Origin of the sequence: Macrococcus carouselicus (assembly GCF_004359515.1) — a bacterium.
GTDB classification, from domain to species: Bacteria; Bacillota; Bacilli; order Staphylococcales; family Staphylococcaceae; genus Macrococcus; species Macrococcus carouselicus.
Genome location: NZ_SCWD01000001.1, coordinates 39,759 through 57,400, shown reverse-complemented (window position 1 = coordinate 57,400; position 17,642 = coordinate 39,759). Strand labels below are relative to the sequence as shown.

20 protein-coding genes are annotated in these 17,642 nt (G+C 45.2%); 6 read left to right on the top strand and 14 right to left on the bottom strand.

What is annotated here, in order from left to right; all coding sequences use genetic code 11:
- From ltaS to ERX40_RS00290, 5 genes are all read right to left on the bottom strand, one after another.
- Positions 1 to 1,938, bottom strand: coding sequence for a polyglycerol-phosphate lipoteichoic acid synthase LtaS (ltaS, locus tag ERX40_RS00310; RefSeq protein ID WP_133416510.1), 1,938 nt, complete (start codon positions 1,936 to 1,938; stop codon positions 1 to 3).
- Between the two features lie 184 nt (positions 1,939 to 2,122).
- Positions 2,123 to 2,986, bottom strand: coding sequence for a 5-oxoprolinase subunit C family protein (locus ERX40_RS00305; RefSeq protein WP_133416509.1), 864 nt, complete (start codon positions 2,984 to 2,986; stop codon positions 2,123 to 2,125).
- Between the two features lie 71 nt (positions 2,987 to 3,057).
- Positions 3,058 to 3,270, bottom strand: a complete 213-nt coding sequence (locus ERX40_RS00300) for a hypothetical protein (RefSeq protein ID WP_133416508.1) — start codon at positions 3,268 to 3,270, stop codon at positions 3,058 to 3,060.
- A 55-nt stretch (positions 3,271 to 3,325) separates the two neighbouring features.
- On the bottom strand, positions 3,326 to 4,999 hold the full coding sequence (gene pabB, locus ERX40_RS00295; protein ID WP_133416507.1) for an aminodeoxychorismate synthase component I: 1,674 nt from the start codon (positions 4,997 to 4,999) through the stop codon (positions 3,326 to 3,328).
- Positions 4,996 to 5,550, bottom strand: a complete 555-nt coding sequence (locus ERX40_RS00290) for an anthranilate synthase component II (protein ID WP_341777474.1) — start codon at positions 5,548 to 5,550, stop codon at positions 4,996 to 4,998. The genes pabB and ERX40_RS00290 overlap by 4 nt, the downstream gene beginning before the upstream one ends.
- A gap of 164 nt (positions 5,551 to 5,714) precedes the next feature.
- Here ERX40_RS00290 and queC point away from each other — a divergent pair, with 164 nt between their 5' ends.
- The 5 genes from queC to ERX40_RS00265 all read left to right on the top strand — a co-directional run bounded on the left by queC (position 5,715) and on the right by ERX40_RS00265 (position 8,372).
- Positions 5,715 to 6,380, top strand: a complete 666-nt coding sequence (gene queC / locus ERX40_RS00285; protein WP_208001635.1) for a 7-cyano-7-deazaguanine synthase QueC — start codon at positions 5,715 to 5,717, stop codon at positions 6,378 to 6,380.
- A complete protein-coding gene (locus ERX40_RS00280) occupies positions 6,377 to 6,790 on the top strand; it encodes a 6-pyruvoyl trahydropterin synthase family protein (protein ID WP_133416504.1) in 414 nt (137 codons plus the stop codon). Before queC ends, ERX40_RS00280 begins: the two co-directional genes overlap by 4 nt.
- A complete protein-coding gene (queE, locus tag ERX40_RS00275) occupies positions 6,787 to 7,494 on the top strand; it encodes a 7-carboxy-7-deazaguanine synthase QueE (protein WP_133416503.1) in 708 nt (235 codons plus the stop codon). Before ERX40_RS00280 ends, queE begins: the two co-directional genes overlap by 4 nt.
- A gap of 101 nt (positions 7,495 to 7,595) precedes the next feature.
- The gene (locus ERX40_RS00270; RefSeq protein ID WP_133416502.1) at positions 7,596 to 7,859 is read left to right on the top strand and encodes a GlsB/YeaQ/YmgE family stress response membrane protein; all 264 of its coding nucleotides are present in this window, start codon (positions 7,596 to 7,598) and stop codon (positions 7,857 to 7,859) included.
- A 54-nt stretch (positions 7,860 to 7,913) separates the two neighbouring features.
- Entirely contained in the window at positions 7,914 to 8,372 is a 459-nt protein-coding gene (locus ERX40_RS00265; RefSeq protein ID WP_133416501.1) for a DUF4385 domain-containing protein, read from the top strand.
- Positions 8,373 to 8,392: 20 nt separating this feature from the next.
- On the opposite strand, the gene ERX40_RS00260 is transcribed toward ERX40_RS00265, so the two are convergent.
- Positions 8,393 to 8,683 (bottom strand): hypothetical protein, encoded by a 291-nt coding sequence (locus ERX40_RS00260; protein ID WP_165980605.1) that lies wholly within the window; start codon positions 8,681 to 8,683, stop codon positions 8,393 to 8,395.
- Positions 8,684 to 8,782: 99 nt separating this feature from the next.
- Here ERX40_RS00260 and ERX40_RS00255 point away from each other — a divergent pair, with 99 nt between their 5' ends.
- Complete coding sequence (locus ERX40_RS00255) at positions 8,783 to 9,568, top strand: TIGR00266 family protein (RefSeq protein ID WP_133416499.1); 786 nt, start codon at positions 8,783 to 8,785, stop codon at positions 9,566 to 9,568.
- Between the two features lie 28 nt (positions 9,569 to 9,596).
- Here ERX40_RS00255 and ERX40_RS00250 read toward each other — a convergent pair whose 3' ends face one another.
- The 8 genes from ERX40_RS00250 to ERX40_RS00215 form a co-directional block, all read right to left on the bottom strand.
- Entirely contained in the window at positions 9,597 to 10,301 is a 705-nt protein-coding gene (locus ERX40_RS00250) for a pseudouridine synthase (protein WP_133416498.1), read from the bottom strand.
- A 40-nt stretch (positions 10,302 to 10,341) separates the two neighbouring features.
- The gene (locus ERX40_RS00245) at positions 10,342 to 10,647 is read right to left on the bottom strand and encodes a DUF3817 domain-containing protein (protein WP_133416497.1); all 306 of its coding nucleotides are present in this window, start codon (positions 10,645 to 10,647) and stop codon (positions 10,342 to 10,344) included.
- Complete coding sequence (locus ERX40_RS00240) at positions 10,647 to 11,984, bottom strand: hemolysin family protein (RefSeq protein WP_133416496.1); 1,338 nt, start codon at positions 11,982 to 11,984, stop codon at positions 10,647 to 10,649. Before ERX40_RS00240 ends, ERX40_RS00245 begins: the two co-directional genes overlap by 1 nt.
- 133 nt (positions 11,985 to 12,117) lie before the next feature.
- Positions 12,118 to 12,891, bottom strand: a complete 774-nt coding sequence (locus ERX40_RS00235; protein ID WP_133416495.1) for an alpha/beta fold hydrolase — start codon at positions 12,889 to 12,891, stop codon at positions 12,118 to 12,120.
- A gap of 116 nt (positions 12,892 to 13,007) precedes the next feature.
- Positions 13,008 to 14,906, bottom strand: a complete 1,899-nt coding sequence (locus ERX40_RS00230) for a PTS fructose transporter subunit IIABC (RefSeq protein WP_133416494.1) — start codon at positions 14,904 to 14,906, stop codon at positions 13,008 to 13,010.
- Positions 14,907 to 14,924: 18 nt separating this feature from the next.
- Positions 14,925 to 15,824 (bottom strand): 1-phosphofructokinase, encoded by a 900-nt coding sequence (pfkB, locus tag ERX40_RS00225; RefSeq protein WP_133416493.1) that lies wholly within the window; start codon positions 15,822 to 15,824, stop codon positions 14,925 to 14,927.
- Between the two features lies 1 nt (position 15,825).
- Positions 15,826 to 16,560: a DeoR/GlpR family DNA-binding transcription regulator gene (locus ERX40_RS00220; RefSeq protein WP_133416492.1), complete on the bottom strand. Its 735-nt coding sequence runs from the start codon at positions 16,558 to 16,560 to the stop codon at positions 15,826 to 15,828.
- 135 nt (positions 16,561 to 16,695) lie between these two features.
- Complete coding sequence (locus ERX40_RS00215; protein WP_243712872.1) at positions 16,696 to 17,595, bottom strand: CobW family GTP-binding protein; 900 nt, start codon at positions 17,593 to 17,595, stop codon at positions 16,696 to 16,698.
- Positions 17,596 to 17,642 lie beyond the last annotated feature (47 nt).

Genomic DNA, 17,642 nt, shown 5'->3' with positions numbered 1-17,642 from the left:
CTATTTCATCCCACTGACCGTCCCATTTGGATAATCGTAATCAGCTGGATTGATTTCCTTGAAATCCTTATTATTGTAGAAGCGCAGCAAGTCGCCATTCAGCAGGCTATCGGACATTTCAAGCTCTGTCGCTACTGTGTTCTTGATCTGTGTCGCTTTGGCTGTCAGTTCAGTATCTATGAGCGGCTGGTTTGTGTTGTTGTCATAGAAGACACCGTTGATTGATTTGATTTCAGGTGTAATGAAGTCACCGTTACGGAAGACGATTGTCTGATTATGCTTCTTGGACAGCAGATCAGTACCGAAGAGTACGTATGGCTTGGCATCAATTCCTGTCAGATGCAGGAGAGTCGGCATCACATCCACCTGACTTGCATAGGTGGAATCGACATGACCTTTTATGCCTGGCACTTTCAGGAAGAGACCCGTACGCTGTAAATCCATGAATTTAGCAGGTGTGATTTCTTCGCCAAGTAATTGCCCCATCGCGGCATTATGATTTTCAGAAATACCATAGTGGTCACCGTAAATCATAATGACCGAGTCCTCGTAAAGACCTTCATTTTTCAGGTCAGTGATAAACTGTCTCACTGATTCATCCAAGTAACGCGCTGTCTGCACGTAACCATCGACTGTTTTGTCGCCTGTCTCAGGAGATGCAATTGTCGCATCCTGCGGTGTCACTGTAAACGGATAGTGGTTGGTCAGGGTTATGAGATGAGAATAGAAAGGCTGTTTCTCTTTTTTGAGATATGGTATAGATTCTTTAAAGAACTCTTTATCCTTTAAACCTAAGTTTTCCAGGTTCTTCTCACTCATGTCATAATAAGTCGCATCGTAGAACTTATCGATGCCAAATCGTTTATAGATCTGATCGCGGTTCCAGAATGTTTTGTAGTCACCATGCATGACAGAAGTAGAATAACCCTGTTTCTGATGCAGGATAGCGGGCAGCGACTGGAATGTGTTATCGCTCTTCAGAGAAAAGGCTGAACCTTGCTGTAGACCGTAAATACTGTTATCCATTGTCAATTCAGCATCAGAGGTCTTGCCCTGTCCTGTTGAATGGAAGAAGTTGTTATAGTAGATGAAATCGTTATTACCGGTTGCCAGCTCGTTCAGGAACGGTGTCACTTCCTGACCGTTCACTTTCTTGCCGATCATGACTGTCTGGAAGCTCTCCAGATGAATCTTAATGATATTTTTTTCTTTAGCGATGCCGAAATACTGTTCATCCGGCTCAGCATATTTTGTCTTCGTATAGGACTGAAGTCTTGTCAGATCATCAGCACTTGCCATCGCTTTCTGCTGATTGTTCTGAATCGTCTTCACACCATCATAGACCGTGAAATTATATGGCCCTAAATATTTCACTAAGTATTTGTGGTCAAATGTTCTTGTCAGCAGTTCAGGACGGTCCATCTCTGCAAATGCCAGGTTGATGAAAAAGAGTGCAATAGAGACACCCATCAGTACTGGAACAAACTTACGCTTGACTGTTTTGACCGATAACCATTCACGCTTGACTGTCAGCAGTACGAGATAAAGAATTGTATCCAGGAAGTAGAAGAAGTCGTACCACTGGAAGGAACTCCAGAGCGCGCCAGACATTGATTCCACGTTACTGACCTGATTCAGTGTACTGAATGTCAGAAAGTCTGAGAAGAATCTGAAGTAGACGACATTGCTGTATAGAAGCAATGTCAGCAGTGTGCCGCCAGTAAAGACCAGCCAGTATGCCTTCTTCCCTTGGAAGAAAAGCAGTGCACTCAAAATCAGTGCGACCAGGCTATAAGGATTCATAAGCAGGATCAAGTTCTGCACGAGTCCTTTTACGCCTAATGACAGATCGACATAATAGGCAAAATAAGTCTTCAACGAGACAGAGAGTACAGTCATCAGGAAGAAGACAAAGATTGATATTTTTTTATTAGACATTCATATTCCAGCCCCATTCTTCTTGCAGGTACTTTATGTTTTTTACATAATATTTATGTTCTTCAAATGAAATTAATAATTAATTCCTCAATATATAAATTTAACCTTTTTATGCTTCATAAGCAAACAAAAAATAGCTTATCAGCTATTTTATGTGTAATATGTGAATAATTTTTGTCTATAATCAGGCAATATATGTTTTAAGCTGATAAGACAGATGCATCAGCAGACTTTTCAACCAGTTATCATAAGAAGTCTGACGTTCTTCGTACTTTTCCGAAGAGACATTTTTAAAGATAAGCTTTGACCCGGGTCTTTTCTGCACCAATTTTGAAAAATGATACGGCGCAATCTGAGCGATCCCCTGCTGACCTTCCATTTCAGCAAGGATAATTCTCAGTTTCTGATCAGCCGTCACCTGTATAGTACCTGGTCTCAGCATCTCAGCCGGTCTTTCAACATAATGGATAGCAGGTCCCTCTAATGTGAACGTCTGTCGGTTCAGATAGCTTGCGACTTCGTAGACCTCGTCATCTATAATCCTGATGTCCGCTGTCGGATAAACGTGGAAAATATCTGAATAGTAAATTCTTGAAAGAGAATAATAATCAACGCCCCATGGACAGGTTATGTCAGCTCTCAGTTTGTGTATGAGTTTCTTCTGCACATCCGTATAATCATGTGCCAGTTTAACTACAGTGTCCGGCTCAATCTTCTCACCCAGTATATCTTCTTCTATTCCGCCGGCAACTGCGAGATAGACTCTTGTGCCTTTTGCGGCACGTCTGAAATAAAGCGTCTCCCCTTTTAATATCAGGTGCGGTTTGAACATTTCAATTTCACGGTCCGATGTATAGGCCTGATAATCCGCGCCAGTCAGTGAGATCAATGTATCCTCCTCAAAGATGATGGCCGCGGGTACTACTGCCATCTCAAAGGTCGGCATATCAAGCGCATTGCCGACGAGAGCATTAGCAATTGTATGTGATAACTCATCGTTTTTAGCTATCTGAAATGTCGTGTATAAGCCTGCCTGTTCAAATATCATAACTAGACCTCTCTCTATAAATTGAAATAAGGTGATGACCGCTCAGGTTTAAAGTCAAAAAAGTGCCCTACCTATTGACGGTAGAACACGTTAAGAATATCGATTAACTGTTCTCTCATACTATAAACGATCAGACCGACAATCAGTCCTGCAGATATCATAGTTGAATAAAGCCAGATCAGGACATTTTTGTCATCACCTGCTTCCAGCATGGCGATGATGCGCTGATTACAGTAGTAAACTAAGACACATAAACCGATGATAAGTAATAAGGTGATAATCATAATGTTCTCCTATCGCGCTCAAATAAGGTGATTGACTTCTATTTTACGCTTTTATTCAAAACATTTCCATGTTTTGTTTACAAATTTCAACCGATACCCATTCCCGCAGTGAATTAATCATCCATAACTGATCGACATGTGCCAGTTCATCAATATGCAGATCGCGTCTTGTCACTTGATTGGCTGCGAGGAGTTCCTGCTGCATGCAGCCTGGTAACTGCCCCAGGACAGCAGGTGTGTACAGTGCATCGTTATAGCTGTAGACTAAATTACCGATATTGAACTCAGTAAGAAGATTGTCTCTATTATAATATAAAGCGAGAAAACCGTCAGCCGTTTGGTACTGAGAGCGGTGTGATGTCTTGTGCTGCAGCCAGTCCAGTTCAGTTTCTTCCATAGGGAGCAGTACCGCCTGAGCCTGAGCGACGGCAGACAGAGGTATCTTCATAGCAGAAATATAACCATCGTGTACCGCCAGCCTGTAACACCCCTCCCCCTTTTCCCTGAACAAAGCGTCGATCAATGTCTGGTCATAGACAAACCCAAAATGCTGCAGACTGCGCATCAGACGCTGCTGATGATAAGACGCACGCCGGATGCCGGACGGATCCAGCCGCATCGTCTCAATCAGATGAAAATCACGGTAGGGTGCAAGCTGATGTAAAATACGGGTCTTCATCACCATCTCCTCAAATTCAAGCGCCGGATCAGAATCAATCGTTATCCCCCCACCGACTCCGTACACCATGTCGCTCCCTCGTTTTTCAATCGTCCGGATCGGCACATTGAATATTGCCGAGTCCGACGTCAGGATGCCGATTGTACCGCAGTAAATACCGCGCCTCTTTTCAAGTGACTCAATGATGGACATCGTGCTGATTTTAGGTGCACCTGTGATCGATCCGCATGGAAACAGAGCGGCCAGCATATCGTATAATGACTTCGCATGCTCAACCACCGCTTCAACGACTGAGGTCATCTGGTAGACTGTCGGATAAGTTTCGATGGAAAACAGGGCCGGCACATGGACAGAGTTCTTCTCAGCAATCCGGCTCAGGTCATTCCGAAGCAGATCCACAATCATTACATTTTCGGCCTGGTCCTTTCCGGAGTGTCTCAGCTGCTCGAAGTTCATTCTATCTTGAGCGGTATCATGATGGCGGGCGAGCGTTCCTTTCATCGGCTTAGTCGTTATCATACGTGAATCGCGGTCGTACTTAAAGAACAGCTCCGGCGAAATACTGATGATCGCATGCTCACCGTCCTCAATAAAGGCACAGTAGCCACCGTTACTGCGAGCGGTCAGCTGACAGTACAGAGCATAGGCGTCAACATCAGCATGTGCTGTCAGTCTCGTCGTATAATTCACCTGATAAGTGTCACCCTGCCGGATTCTCTCCTTGATAGCCCGGATATTCTCTTCTATCGTCTCCCTTGTTTCAGTGAAAGCAAATTTGACAGGTTGGTGCATGGGCTTATCGAAGGGTAAGACTGTACTTTCAAATACATAGAACTTCGCATAGCAGTCTGTCTCTTTTACAGCCATAAATGCTGAGAAGGCTTCCGCTGCCTCATAGTTCAGATAACCGACTACGTAATGGGTCATACTCCATCTTTCCGCCTGTTCAATGACAGACTTCACATCTTCAAGTGCGTCAGCTGTCAGAACATGGACCGGTTCCGTAAAATAGAGGTCATTCATGTCGTTGAACTGTATACATGCTCTCATTTTCTGCACATCCCAATAAATTGTTTAAGCTGCTCACGACCGAAGTCCGTCAGAATGGACTCCGGATGATACTGAACGCCTTCTATCAGAAAGTCCCGATGTCTGACACCCATAATCACACCATCAGCAGTTCTCGCCGTTACTTCAAGACAGTCGGGCAGCTCGGTCGCCTGTAATGAGTGGTAACGTGCCACTTGTATCGGTGATAAGAGGCCGGAATAAAGCCCTTTACCATCATGGTCCATTTCAGCACTATGACCGTGTACTGGCGTGCGCTTATCGATCTTGCCGCCAAATGCTGTGACGATTGCCTGGAATCCGAGACAGATACCAAGAAGAGGAATAGCACCCGCAAAAGTTCTGATGACTTGTAACGTCAGGACAGCTTCTTCAGGATGACCAGGACCCGGTGACAGGATGATACCCTCCGGCCTCATCTCACTGATATCATCTATAGTGATCTCGTGGGGCTGGCGGACCTTTATTTCTTCCTCCATTCCCTCTATATAATGAACAATATTATAAGTAAAAGAATCGTAATTATCTATCATCAAAAACATGGTCTCACTCCACTGCGTCAAATTCTCTCTTTCAGTATAGTCTTTTTTCTGCTACAATGAGTAACGAATTTAATAAGAGGTTCCTAGCACACACCCTCTATAAAAAACTAGTCAGACATCTTGCTAGGGTAAAGGTGTCTTTTTTTATTGAAAAGGTGGTCAATATGAATTTAAATCCCGATAAAGCACTCGTTGTCTTCAGCGGTGGACAGGACAGTACAACCTGCATGTTCCATGCACTGAAGCATTATAAAGAAGTGGAGGTCGTCACATTCAACTACGGTCAGCGTCATGCGCTGGAGATTGAAGTCGCAAAAAAAATCGCAGACGAGCAAGGATTGAAGCATCACATTCTTGATATGTCCCTGCTCTCTCAGCTCGCCCCGAATGCATTGACTGACCATACGCTGGAAATTGAAGGCGGCGATATCCCTAATACATTCGTACCTGCACGTAATCTGCTCTTCATGAGTTTCGCTGCTGCTCTGGCCTATCAGATTGAAGCGAAACATATCATCACGGGCGTCTGTGAGACAGATTTCTCAGGTTATCCTGACTGTCGTGACATCTTCATCAAGTCACTCAATGTGACCGTGAACCTAGCGATGGATCAGAATTTTGTTATCCATACACCACTCATGTGGCTGGATAAAAAGGAAACCTGGCAGCTTGCCGACGAACTCGGTCAGCTCGATTATATCAGAAACAATACGCTGACGTGCTACAAAGGAATAATCGCAGATGGCTGCGGTGAATGTCCGAGCTGTCAATTAAGAAAGACGGGCCTAGAAGCCTATCTCGCAGAAAGAGGGACAAAATGATCGGTCAAATCTATCCGCAAGTTACTCACTCCTACCGTTTTGAACTGAATAAAGATATGAACTTCTCGAGTGCTCATTATATTCCTGACGCACGTGCAGGGGCCTGCGCACGTGTACATGGTCATACTTACTTTCTCAATCTGACCATCGGCGGCAACGAACTGGATGAGCTCGGATTCCTAATCAACTTCAGTGAGCTGAAGAAACTGATTCACGGTCGTTTCGATCATCAGCTGCTGAATGAACTGCCTGAACTTGATGGAATTATCCCATCAACTGAAAAGATGGCAGAACTTATCCATACAATTGTCCAGGACCATCTGGACACGCTCGCTAATCAACCGAAATGCCTGCAGGTCTTTCTGCGTGAGACACCGACAAGTTATGTCATCTATAGAGGTGAGCTATGATTCCGGTAATGGAAATATTTGGACCGACCATACAAGGTGAAGGCATCGTCATCGGCCGTAAGACCATGTTTGTCCGTACTGCCGGCTGTGACTTCCGTTGCAGCTGGTGTGATTCCAGGTTCACGTGGGACGGCACGATGAAGGATGACATCCGCATGATGAGTGCGGCAGAAATCTATCATGAATTAAGAGAAATCGGTGGTCAGTCGTTCAATCATGTGACAATATCAGGCGGCAATCCCGCATTGATTAAAGATATGGGCGTGCTAGTCGATCTGCTGCACAAAGAGAACTGTCAGGTAGCAATGGAAACGCAAGGCTCGAAGTTTCAGAACTGGATGCGCGACATCGATCAGCTGACTATCAGTCCGAAACCCCCGTCCTCTCATATGAATCAGAACCTCGATATTCTGGATACGGTAATCGCAGAACTGATGCCACAGAAAATCAATCTGAAGGTCGTGGTCTTTGATGAGGCAGACTATCAGTTTGCACGGCAGATACATCACCGGTATCCAGCGATTGCATTCTACGTCCAGGTCGGCAATCCCTATCTTGACGACACCGTTGACAAGCATACGGAGAAACTGCTCAGCCGCTATGAACAGCTGATTGACCGTGTGATGACTGATGACACTATGAATAATGTCTATGTGACCCCTCAGCTGCACACGCTGATATGGAGCAACAAAAAAGGTGTCTGAAAATTACCTAGAAATGTTTACGTCATTCCGCCCTGGGTATATATACAGCATAAGAGATACAGTCTTAATATCTTAAACTATATTTTCAGGAGGAAACACATATGGGTACTATTTTAATGATAATCATGGGTGGTCTTATCGGCTGGGTAGCTGGTATGATCATGGGTACTGATATTCCAGGAGGAAAACTTGGTAACATCATCGCTGGTTTACTCGGGGCCTGGTTAGGTAGTCTTTTACTTGGTAATTGGGGTCCGGAAATCTGGAACGTACATATCTTACCGGCTTTAGTAGGTACTATCCTTTTAATCGCACTTACATCAATCATCTTAAACATGATGAAGAAAAAGAATCGTCGTGTCTAATCACTAATCATAGGGCCGTTTATACGGCTCTTTTTTGATGAGGAGGTTTTAATCATGAAGTTTAACTATGACCAGGATTTTGATTCGATTGATTTCCGTGAACATCCCGAACTTTATCAGATAGGTCGCGGTGAGCAAGGTGTGCTGCTGGTGCAGCCTTATAAAGGTGAGATACTCCCTCACTGGCGCTTTAAAACCCCGGAAATCGCCAAGGATTCCGCTGAAAAAATCTATGACCTGTATCTGAACTATAAAAAAGAAGGTGACTTCGTCGGTATGGACATGTCACGTAAATTCATTCAGATGGGTTACACACGGGCAATGCGTTATGCTCATCATAAGAGCGGCAGAAAATACGCCGAAAACGGTTCAGTCTATCTCAATGACGAGGCACCGGAAAAAAGAGAGTCCGCACTTATCTTTAAAGCATACTGGGATAAGATTCGCGCTGACCAGGACTACCTCGCCATGAAAAAAGCACATAAAGAGAAATATACAAAAAAAGATGGCTGACGTCATCTTTTTTTAAGTTATCAGTGTATAAAGTAAATGACTACACCCAGTGTGATAAAGCATGCATTCTCTATTTCAACGATACCTATTTTCATCGGTTTATAGTTCTTGCCATAGAACATGATTACACAGATCAAACTGGGTATCACGGCGAACCCCAGCAGCCAGTGAATACTGAAGTCAGCTATTACCAGTGACAGAGGGTAACTGAAAGACAGCCATTTATAGTCCCTGTTCTTCTCACGTATCCGCGTCTTGACATAGAAAATGGTCCCTGGAAAATAGAGTAAGCTGAACATACAGACTGTCACTAGCTCAAAGAGGTATTGATAACAGAGTTTTTTCACAACTTTGTGGCAAAGTGATAGTTGAATCGTTATACTTGAGAAAAAAGGGAGATGAATGACAGGATGAACAATCATGAAATTGATTACAAAATTTACGGAGATGATATTCAGTACGTTGAAATTGAACTTGATCCGAATGAAACGGTGGTATCTGAAGCAGGCAGTATGATGATGGTCAATCCGAATATTGAACTTGCGACTATATTCGGTGATGGTTCATCTAAAGGCGGCTTCATGGATAAACTTTTCTCTGCCGGCAAGCGGACACTGACAGGCGAGAGCCTCTTTATGACGACTTTCACGAACCGCGGACATCAGAAAGAACATGTCTACCTGGCTGCACCTTATCCGGGAAAAATCATTCCGCTTGACCTAAGCCGTCTGAACGGAGAGTTCATCTGTCAGAAAGATGCCTTCCTCGCTTCAGCGAAAGGTGTCGCTGTTGATATCGCCTTCCAGAAAAAAATCGGTGTCGGCTTCTTCGGCGGTGAAGGTTTCATTATGCAGCGTCTGACAGGTGACGGTATGGCCTTCATTCATGCAGGAGGTGCAATCATTGAACGTCACCTGCAGCCTGGCGAGGTCCTGCAGGTTGATACCGGCTGTCTTGTCGGAATGACGTCCAGCGTGCGTTATGACATTGAACCGATTCCAGGTATCAAGACGAAACTTTTCGGTGGTGAGGGACTCTGGTTCGCACGACTGGAAGGGCCGGGAACGGTCTTCATACAATCGCTTCCTTTCTCCAGAATGGCAAGCCGCGTTTTCGCTGCTGCACCGGCACGTAACACGGGACATGGTGAAGGCAGTGCACTCGGCGGCCTCTTCGATATGCTCGGCGGTGAATAAATAAGGCATGGTCCTCTGACCATGCCTTTTATCTTTTAGGTGTATAATCCAGCTGTTTGAATAATTCTTCTCTTTCAGACTTCGACAGATCCTTCCACTCGCCAAGCTTCAGATCATCCACTACGATATTCATCACACGAATTCTTCTCAGCTGTCTGACTTCATACCCTAATGCCTCGCACATCCGTCTGATCTGGCGGTTCAGGCCCTGCATCAGCACAATGTTGAATGTCCGGTCGCTCAGACGTCTGACTTTAGCGGGCAATGTCTTCGTGTCCAGGATCTCCACCCCTTCACTCATCTGCCTGATGAAGTCATCCGTTATCTTCTTATCGACGGATACCACATATTCTTTTTCGTGCTTATTCTCTACCCGCAGGATCTCGTTGACGATATCCCCGTCATTCGTCAGCAGAATCAACCCTTCTGAATCCTTGTCCAGTCGGCCGATATGGAAGATCCGCTCAGCATGACCGACAAAATCGACGATATTGCCTTTAATATGTCGTTCCGTCGTTGAAGTGATACCACGCGGCTTATTCAGCTTCAGGTAGACATAACTTTTTTCGAGTGTGACAGGTTTGTTATCAACTTTGACCACATCTCCTTCTTCCACTTGACTGCCGAGTTCAGCAAGCTTGCCGTTGATCGTCACACGACCTGCATTAATATATTTATCAGCACCTCTTCTTGAGGTGATACCTGACTCAGACAGATATTTATTGATTCTCATTGATTGACCTCCAAAAAAAGAGAGACACGCGTCTCCCTTATTAGCTTCTATAGTATAGCGAACGTTTATAATAATGATCGAATATAAAGGTACCGAACGGAATAAAGGCTACGATAAAAGCGGCAGCGAGCCATTTCCATTTCCATTTCATCCTGATTGTCACCCAGATAAGCAGCAGGATATAAAGGGTGAAAAGAGCGCCGTGAATAGCACCGAATACGGTCACCACCTCAGGTTGACCAGCCAGATATTTCATCGGCATAGCAATGAAGAACAGAATCACGAGTGAACCTCCTTCAAGGTAACCGAAGAAACGAAACAGACTGTTGAGTGTTGTGGTCTGCATCAGTCGAGTTCCTCCGCTTCCAGCTCATCACGCGAGGCATTGAAGTTCTTGTGCAGCGCAACGGACTTGATCTGATGATTCTCCGCATCAAGTACAATCCATTTATCGAAGTGAGTATCAACGTAATCATCCTTATCGATGTCCGGGTTCTGCGCCTGCATCCAGCCGCCGATTGTATCGATATCATCTGATTCCTGAAAGACAATGCCGAACTGTTCCTCGATATCAGCGAGCAGCACACGGCCATTGATCTGATAAGTATCGTTACCGGTCCTGATGATATCATTCACTTCGTCATCATCGAACTCATCGCGGATCTCTCCGACGATTTCCTCCAATATATCTTCCATAGTCAGAATACCGGCTGTACCCCCGTACTCATCGATAACGAGGGCGATATGAACACGTTCACGCTGCATCTTGATCAACGCATCACTGATTCGTGTGACTTCGTGAATCAGTGGCAGCTCATGAATGTGTTCCTTGATGCGAACCGGGTCTCCTGATGCATATTTAGTTAAAAACTCTTTGACATTGATAAAGCCGGTGATATGATCCTTATCTCCGTCCTCAGTAATCGGATAGCGGGTGAACTGATGTTCATTAACCACTTCAAGCAACTCATTGATGTCAAATGGCTGAGTCAGTGACACCATCTGTGTCCGAGGCACCATGATGTCTTTTGCCAGTCTTTCATCGAATGAGAAGATATTCTGCATATAGGCAAGCTCCGTGCGGTTGATCTCCCCGCTCTGGTAACTTTGAGTCATAATGATTTTCAGTTCGTCCTCACTCATCGCCTGTTCATGCCCGGCCGGCTGCACACCGAAGATTCTAAGGATTGTACGTGCGGTGCCGTTCATTGACCAGATGAGAGGTTTCATCAGAATTCCGAAATAGTAAAGCGGTCTTGCAAAAATCAGGGTCATCCGTTCTGCATACTGGATTGCCAGTGACTTCGGTGCCAACTCACCTAGAACGACGTGCAGGAAGGTCACGATGAAGAAACTGAGCGCAATCGTAATCGGTTTAGCCAGATCCACCGGCACGTGCAGAAGATGTAATACCGGATGGATTACCGCTTCAAATGTGGACTCTCCGACCCAGCCGAGTCCCAGTGCTGTGACAGTGATACCCAGCTGACAGGCGGAGAGATAATAATCCAGTTCATGGACCATATGCTGAACAATTTTGGCCGATTTATTTCCCTCAGACACAAGTTGATCAATACGAGAAAGTCTTACTTTGACTAAACTGAACTCCGATCCGACGAAAAGTGCGGTCATTAAAATTAAGAATGCAAAAATTAAAAGCTTGATTAAGGTTGATATGTCCAATTAATTCCCTGGAATTAGGGATTCACCTCCGAAAAATTGTGTGACTGCCAGTTGATCCTAAGACGACTTCATCTGAACAGTCACTTCTGTCTGCAAATAGATAGTTTTATTTTACCATAAATTCACCATAAAGTTACGCATGCTGCATAATAAACTGGCTTGAGAGTTCATTGAACCGTTCCGGCTGATCGATATTACAGACATGACCACAGTCTTCGATAATCTCCACCTTGAAATTACTGTTCTCCTCAGCCACTTTTTTCACTGGCGGTATGAAGAGGTAATCCTCCGCTCCCATAATAAAGATGGTGGGAATCTGCTTCGTTGAGACCTGCAGATGATTCAGATAAGGTTCAATCAGCCTCGTCAGACTGAAATATTTGATGAAATGCTTCTGGCTCATTTTCTTTGCTTCATTGACAAATGCAAGACGTGACTCTTCATGTGCTTTACGGGGCATGATGATATAAGCAAACAGATTGTAGAGAAACATAAAAGGCACCAGGCGCTTGATTGAACGGCCGATAAACAGCAGGAACTTCGTACGGATATCGAGACCTATGATGGCACCGCCTAGAACAAGAGACTTTACACGTTCCGGATAGACATCAGCTAATGTCTGCGCTACGATAGTGCCAAGACTCATGCCGATGACATGTGTCTCCTGAATATCGAGATAATCACAGACTTCAATCACTTCTGTGGCCAGGTGGTTGAATGAATCTCCTTTTTTCCACTGATCTTCAACTGATTTTCCGTGACCTCTTAAATCGACGAGAAGAATATTGAAATGTCGTCTGAAGTAACGAATCTGTTTAAACCAGATAGTCGAACTTCCACCTATGCCATGGATAAAAGTGACCCATGGCGCTGTTTCGTCCTTTATATAAGTTTTGTAATATAACATAGACTCATCCTTCTTTTTTACATTAACTATAATGTTATAAAATTTACCCCTTTAATACAATAAATAACGTTATAAAGATAAAAAACATCCGAACATTCAGATGTTTTTCGTTCACATTATTCAGTTATAGCTTCAGCTTGCAATTCTTCTTCAGTCAGTTTCGGTTTAATCAGGCCATAGATTACAGCTGAGACGACTGTGCCGGCTGCCAGCGCGAGCAAGAACATCGGCCAGTGTGTTTTATCAAGCCAGATAACAAACATGCCGCCATGAGGAGCAGGAACGCGACAGCCGAATGCCATAGCGAGCGCGCCTGCAGTTGCACTACCTGCAATCATCGCAGGGATAACACGGAGTGGATCCGCTGCTGCAAACGGAATAGCACCTTCAGTGATGAACGATGCGCCCATCACAGCGTTTGATACTGTTGATCCACGCTGCACTTTTGTGAATTTACGTTTGAAGAGAATCATCGCCAGTGCGATAGCAAGGGGCGGCACCATACCACCGACCATCGCTGCTGTGATCGGTGCGTAGTTACCCGCGTCAATTGCGGCAAGACCGAAAGCATAGGCTGCTTTATTGAATGGCCCCCCCATATCAATCGCCATCATACCACCGACGACAAGACCGAGCAGAACGATGTTAGTGCCGCTCATATTGTTCAGTGTTGTCGTCAGTAAATTGTTCAGCCAGCTGGCAGGTGGATTGATCAGGTAATACATGATCAATCCCGTCAGACCTACACCGAGCACTGGATAAAGAAGTGTCGGCTTAATACCATCAAGTGCCTGCGGTAAGACGCTGAATAATTTCTTGAGTCCTTCCATCAAGTAACCGGCCAGGAAACCGGCCACAAGACCACCAAGGAAACCGGAGCCCCCGTGGACAGCCATCAGACCGCCGACCATACCCGGTGCAAGACCCGGTCTATCTGCGATACTGTATGCAATGAAGCCAGCTAAGATTGGAATCATCAGACCGAATGCACCGTTTCCGCCACCGATTGTATTCAGTGCAGCAGCAAATTCGTTATACTGAGCATTAGTGGGATCTGCCGACTTAATACCCCAGAAGAAGCTGAGGGCAATTAAGATACCCCCTGCGATAACAAACGGCAGCATATTGGATACACCGCTCATAAGATGTTTGTAGAGGCCTTTTTTCTCGCCTGATGTTGACGACACTTTTGTAGTCGCCGTGAATTTCGGACGTGAGTCGTCCTGTGCCATATGGATTAGTTCTTCAGGGCGTTTGATGCCGTCAGCCACAGGGACCATGACCACGTTCTTGCCATCGAAACGAGCTGTATCCACATTGACATCTGCTGCGACAATGATGCCTTTAGCACGTCTGATTTCATCATCAGTCAACTTGTTTTTGACCCCACCGGAGCCGTTTGTCTCGACTTTAAACGGTACACCCATTTTAGCCGCTTTATTTTTCAGCGCATCTGCTGCCATATAAGTGTGCGCGATGCCTGTCGGACAAGCTGTGACCGCTAAGATCAGACCTTCATCAGCAGGTGCTGCTGATACCACATCTTCCTGCACTTCTTCCGGCTCATCATGCTGATCGATGATCGACAGGACTTCTTCCTTAGACTTCGCATTCAGCAGTTCAGCTCTCACAGCTTCATTCATCAGGATACCTGATAATTTAGCCAGAGCATCAAGATGCGTCTGTGCGCCGCCTGCTGGTGCTGCGATCATGAAGAAAAGATGAGCGGGTGTACCGTCAAGAGATTCGTAATCCACTCCTGGCTTTGATTTACCGAAAGCGATGGCAGGTATTTTCACTGCATCTGTTTTCGCGTGTGGAATCGCAATACCTTCACCGATACCTGTTGTGCTCTGTGCCTCACGGGCATGAATCGCAGTACGATATGCCTCGCGGTCATTCAGCTTGCCGGCGTTCCATAGTGTCTCAACTAATTCATCGATGACCTGGTCTTTTGTCTCTGCATTTAAATCCATCGCAATGGTGGATCTTGTAAGTAAGTCTGTAATTCTCATCTTATTACCCTCCTTATATTAGACGATCGTCACTCGGACGTCCGGTAGTATATTCTGAATCTGTTCGTAAGTCGCTAGATCTTCAGTGAATGCAGTGGCCGTCCCTGACGCGACAGCCAGCTTGAAACTATCAGCAAGAGAAAGTCCTTGTTCGCACCCGGCGAGCATGCCCGCTACCGTTGAATCACCTGCACCGACTGTATTGACCACCTTACCTGCCGGAACTTCCGCTTTGTAGACCAGACTTTCACTGATGAGCATCGCGCCGTCTCCCCCAAGAGAGACCATGACGTTCTTTGCGCCCTGTTTAATGAGTTCACGGGCCGCATGTTTGATATCTTCATCAGATTCCAGTTTACGGTCAACTATCTCTTCCAGCTCCGTTTTATTCGGTTTGATGAAAACAGGACCACTTGCCAGCACTGACATGAGCAGCTCTTTTTCGGCATCCACCACCAGTTTGCACGGACAGATTTCAGCGATCTGCTGATAGACGGAAGGTTCCATCGAAGCGGGAATACTGCCTGCCAGCACAAGTGTATCCTCAGTCTTAAATTGTTTAATCTGCTCGAGTAACTTCTCTGTATCTTGCTGCTTGATAACAGGTCCAGGGGCATTTATTTCTGTCTCCGAACTTCCTTTCAGTTTAATGTTAATCCGAGTATCATCTTCTATTTCAATCAAGTCATTTTCAATCTTTGATTCAAGTAACGCTTCTTTAATGAAGTCTCCCGGAAAACCTCCGATAAAGCCCAGGGTAGTTGAAGGGACTTGGTGTGCTTTCAGGACGCGCGAGACATTGATCCCTTTACCGCCTGCAAATTTGAATGTCTTTTCTGCACGGTTCAGCGTTCCTAATGCCACTGAACTGAACACGACGTAATCAACGGACGGATTGAGTGTCACTGTATAAATCATATTATCCCACCTTTATATATTTTTTATATGCTTCTATATGATGATTGTCCGCATGTGTAATGATGCTGTCTTCCCTCAGCGACGTAATACAGGCGAAAGTCACGCTGCTGAACTTGGATTCATCCGCAAGGAAATAACAGTGATCACTCTGCGCGAGAGCCATCCGTTTCAGCGCTGCTTCCTCAGGATCCGGTGTCGTCAACCCTTTATCAAGATCCACTCCATTCACCCCAATAAATGCTTTATCGAAGTTAAAGTTTCTGACCATCTGCTGTGCCTGGTCACCGATACTTGCATACGTATTATTCTTGACGTAACCGCCCGCCATAAATACGCTGATATTATTTTCAATCAACGGCTGTACATGAGTAAGACCATTCGTGACGACCGTCAGATTGCGCTGAGTCATGTAAGGAATCATTGCCAGTGTAGAACTGCCGGCATCGAGAAAGATGAAATCATTGTCATCAACGAGTGCAGCAGCCTGCTGAGCCATCAGGTCTTTTTCACGGACGAACTGAGTCTTCTTGATGGCAAGCTTTGTATCCTGTCTATTATGTGTGCATGTCGCCCCGCCGTGTATCCGCTGTAATCGTCCCGCTTCTTCCAAGGCCGATAAGTCACGTCTGATGGTCGATTCACTGCTGCCGGTCACTTCAGTCAGCTGCTGCAACGTCACTATTTCATGGTGCTCAAGCATCTCAACTATTTTCTCGTGTCTTTTGATCGTCAGCATTCTATCTTCTCCTTATCTCTCTTTTAGTATAATGTTACCGTTTGCAGTAATCAATCATTTTCTATCAAAAACATTCAAATTCATTCAAAAAAAAGGCGTAAGCGCTATGACCATAGAACTTACCCCTTTTATTATTCAACTGAACTCCAGCAGATCAAGCTGATCCAGCAGTCTGTTCTTATCAAGCTGTTCTCCTATGATGACAAGTTTCAGCGGCAGTTTCATATCTTCCGGCTCATACTGCGGTATACCGTATGAGTACTGGAAGAGCACGACCTGCTCCGGATTCTCCTTGAATTTGATGTAGCCCTTGATCCTTAGAACAGATTCCGGCAGCTGTCTCAACCAGCTTACGAACTGACGACTGTCAACCGGGGACGTGAAACTGTAGACCATCGACTGAATGCCGTGGTGCATGTGCAGGTGGGCACTACGTTTAGCGCCTTCCCGATCAAATATATCGTCCGTTACCTGTGAATGAGTCGTCGCGATGATTTCCCCTGCTGGATTGAGCGCTTCTATCTGCTGCTGAACATTCATGACTTCTTCTGAGTGCATCAGGTCTGTTTTATTGAAAATAATCGTATGCGCATAGCGCACCTGTTCTTCCATTAACTGCACTGTAGTGGCGCTATATCTTGAACGCGCCAGAAAACGCGGACCATCCACGAGCGTTATAATGGACTGAATCTGAATGAAGGAAGTGAGAGACGGCGCAAGACAGGCATCGTATATTTCAACAGGATGCGCCACACCCGTGGCCTCGATAATAATGATATCCGGCTGATACCGATGTTTCAGGTCATGCAGCTGAACTTCGACATCACTTTTAAGATCACAGCATATACAGCCGTTCAGCAGTTCATTCATCGGTGTGTCTTCTCCGAGAATAGTTGAATCTACATTGAATTCTCCTAATTCATTCATCAGAATTGCCACTTTCTTGTCCTGCCACTTCGACAGCATTTCCCTCAGTAATGTTGTTTTGCCGCTTCCAAGAAATCCGCTGATGATATATAATTTTATCTTCGTCATAGATACCTCCACAATCATGCACTTTCACATTTATTTTATATATGTTT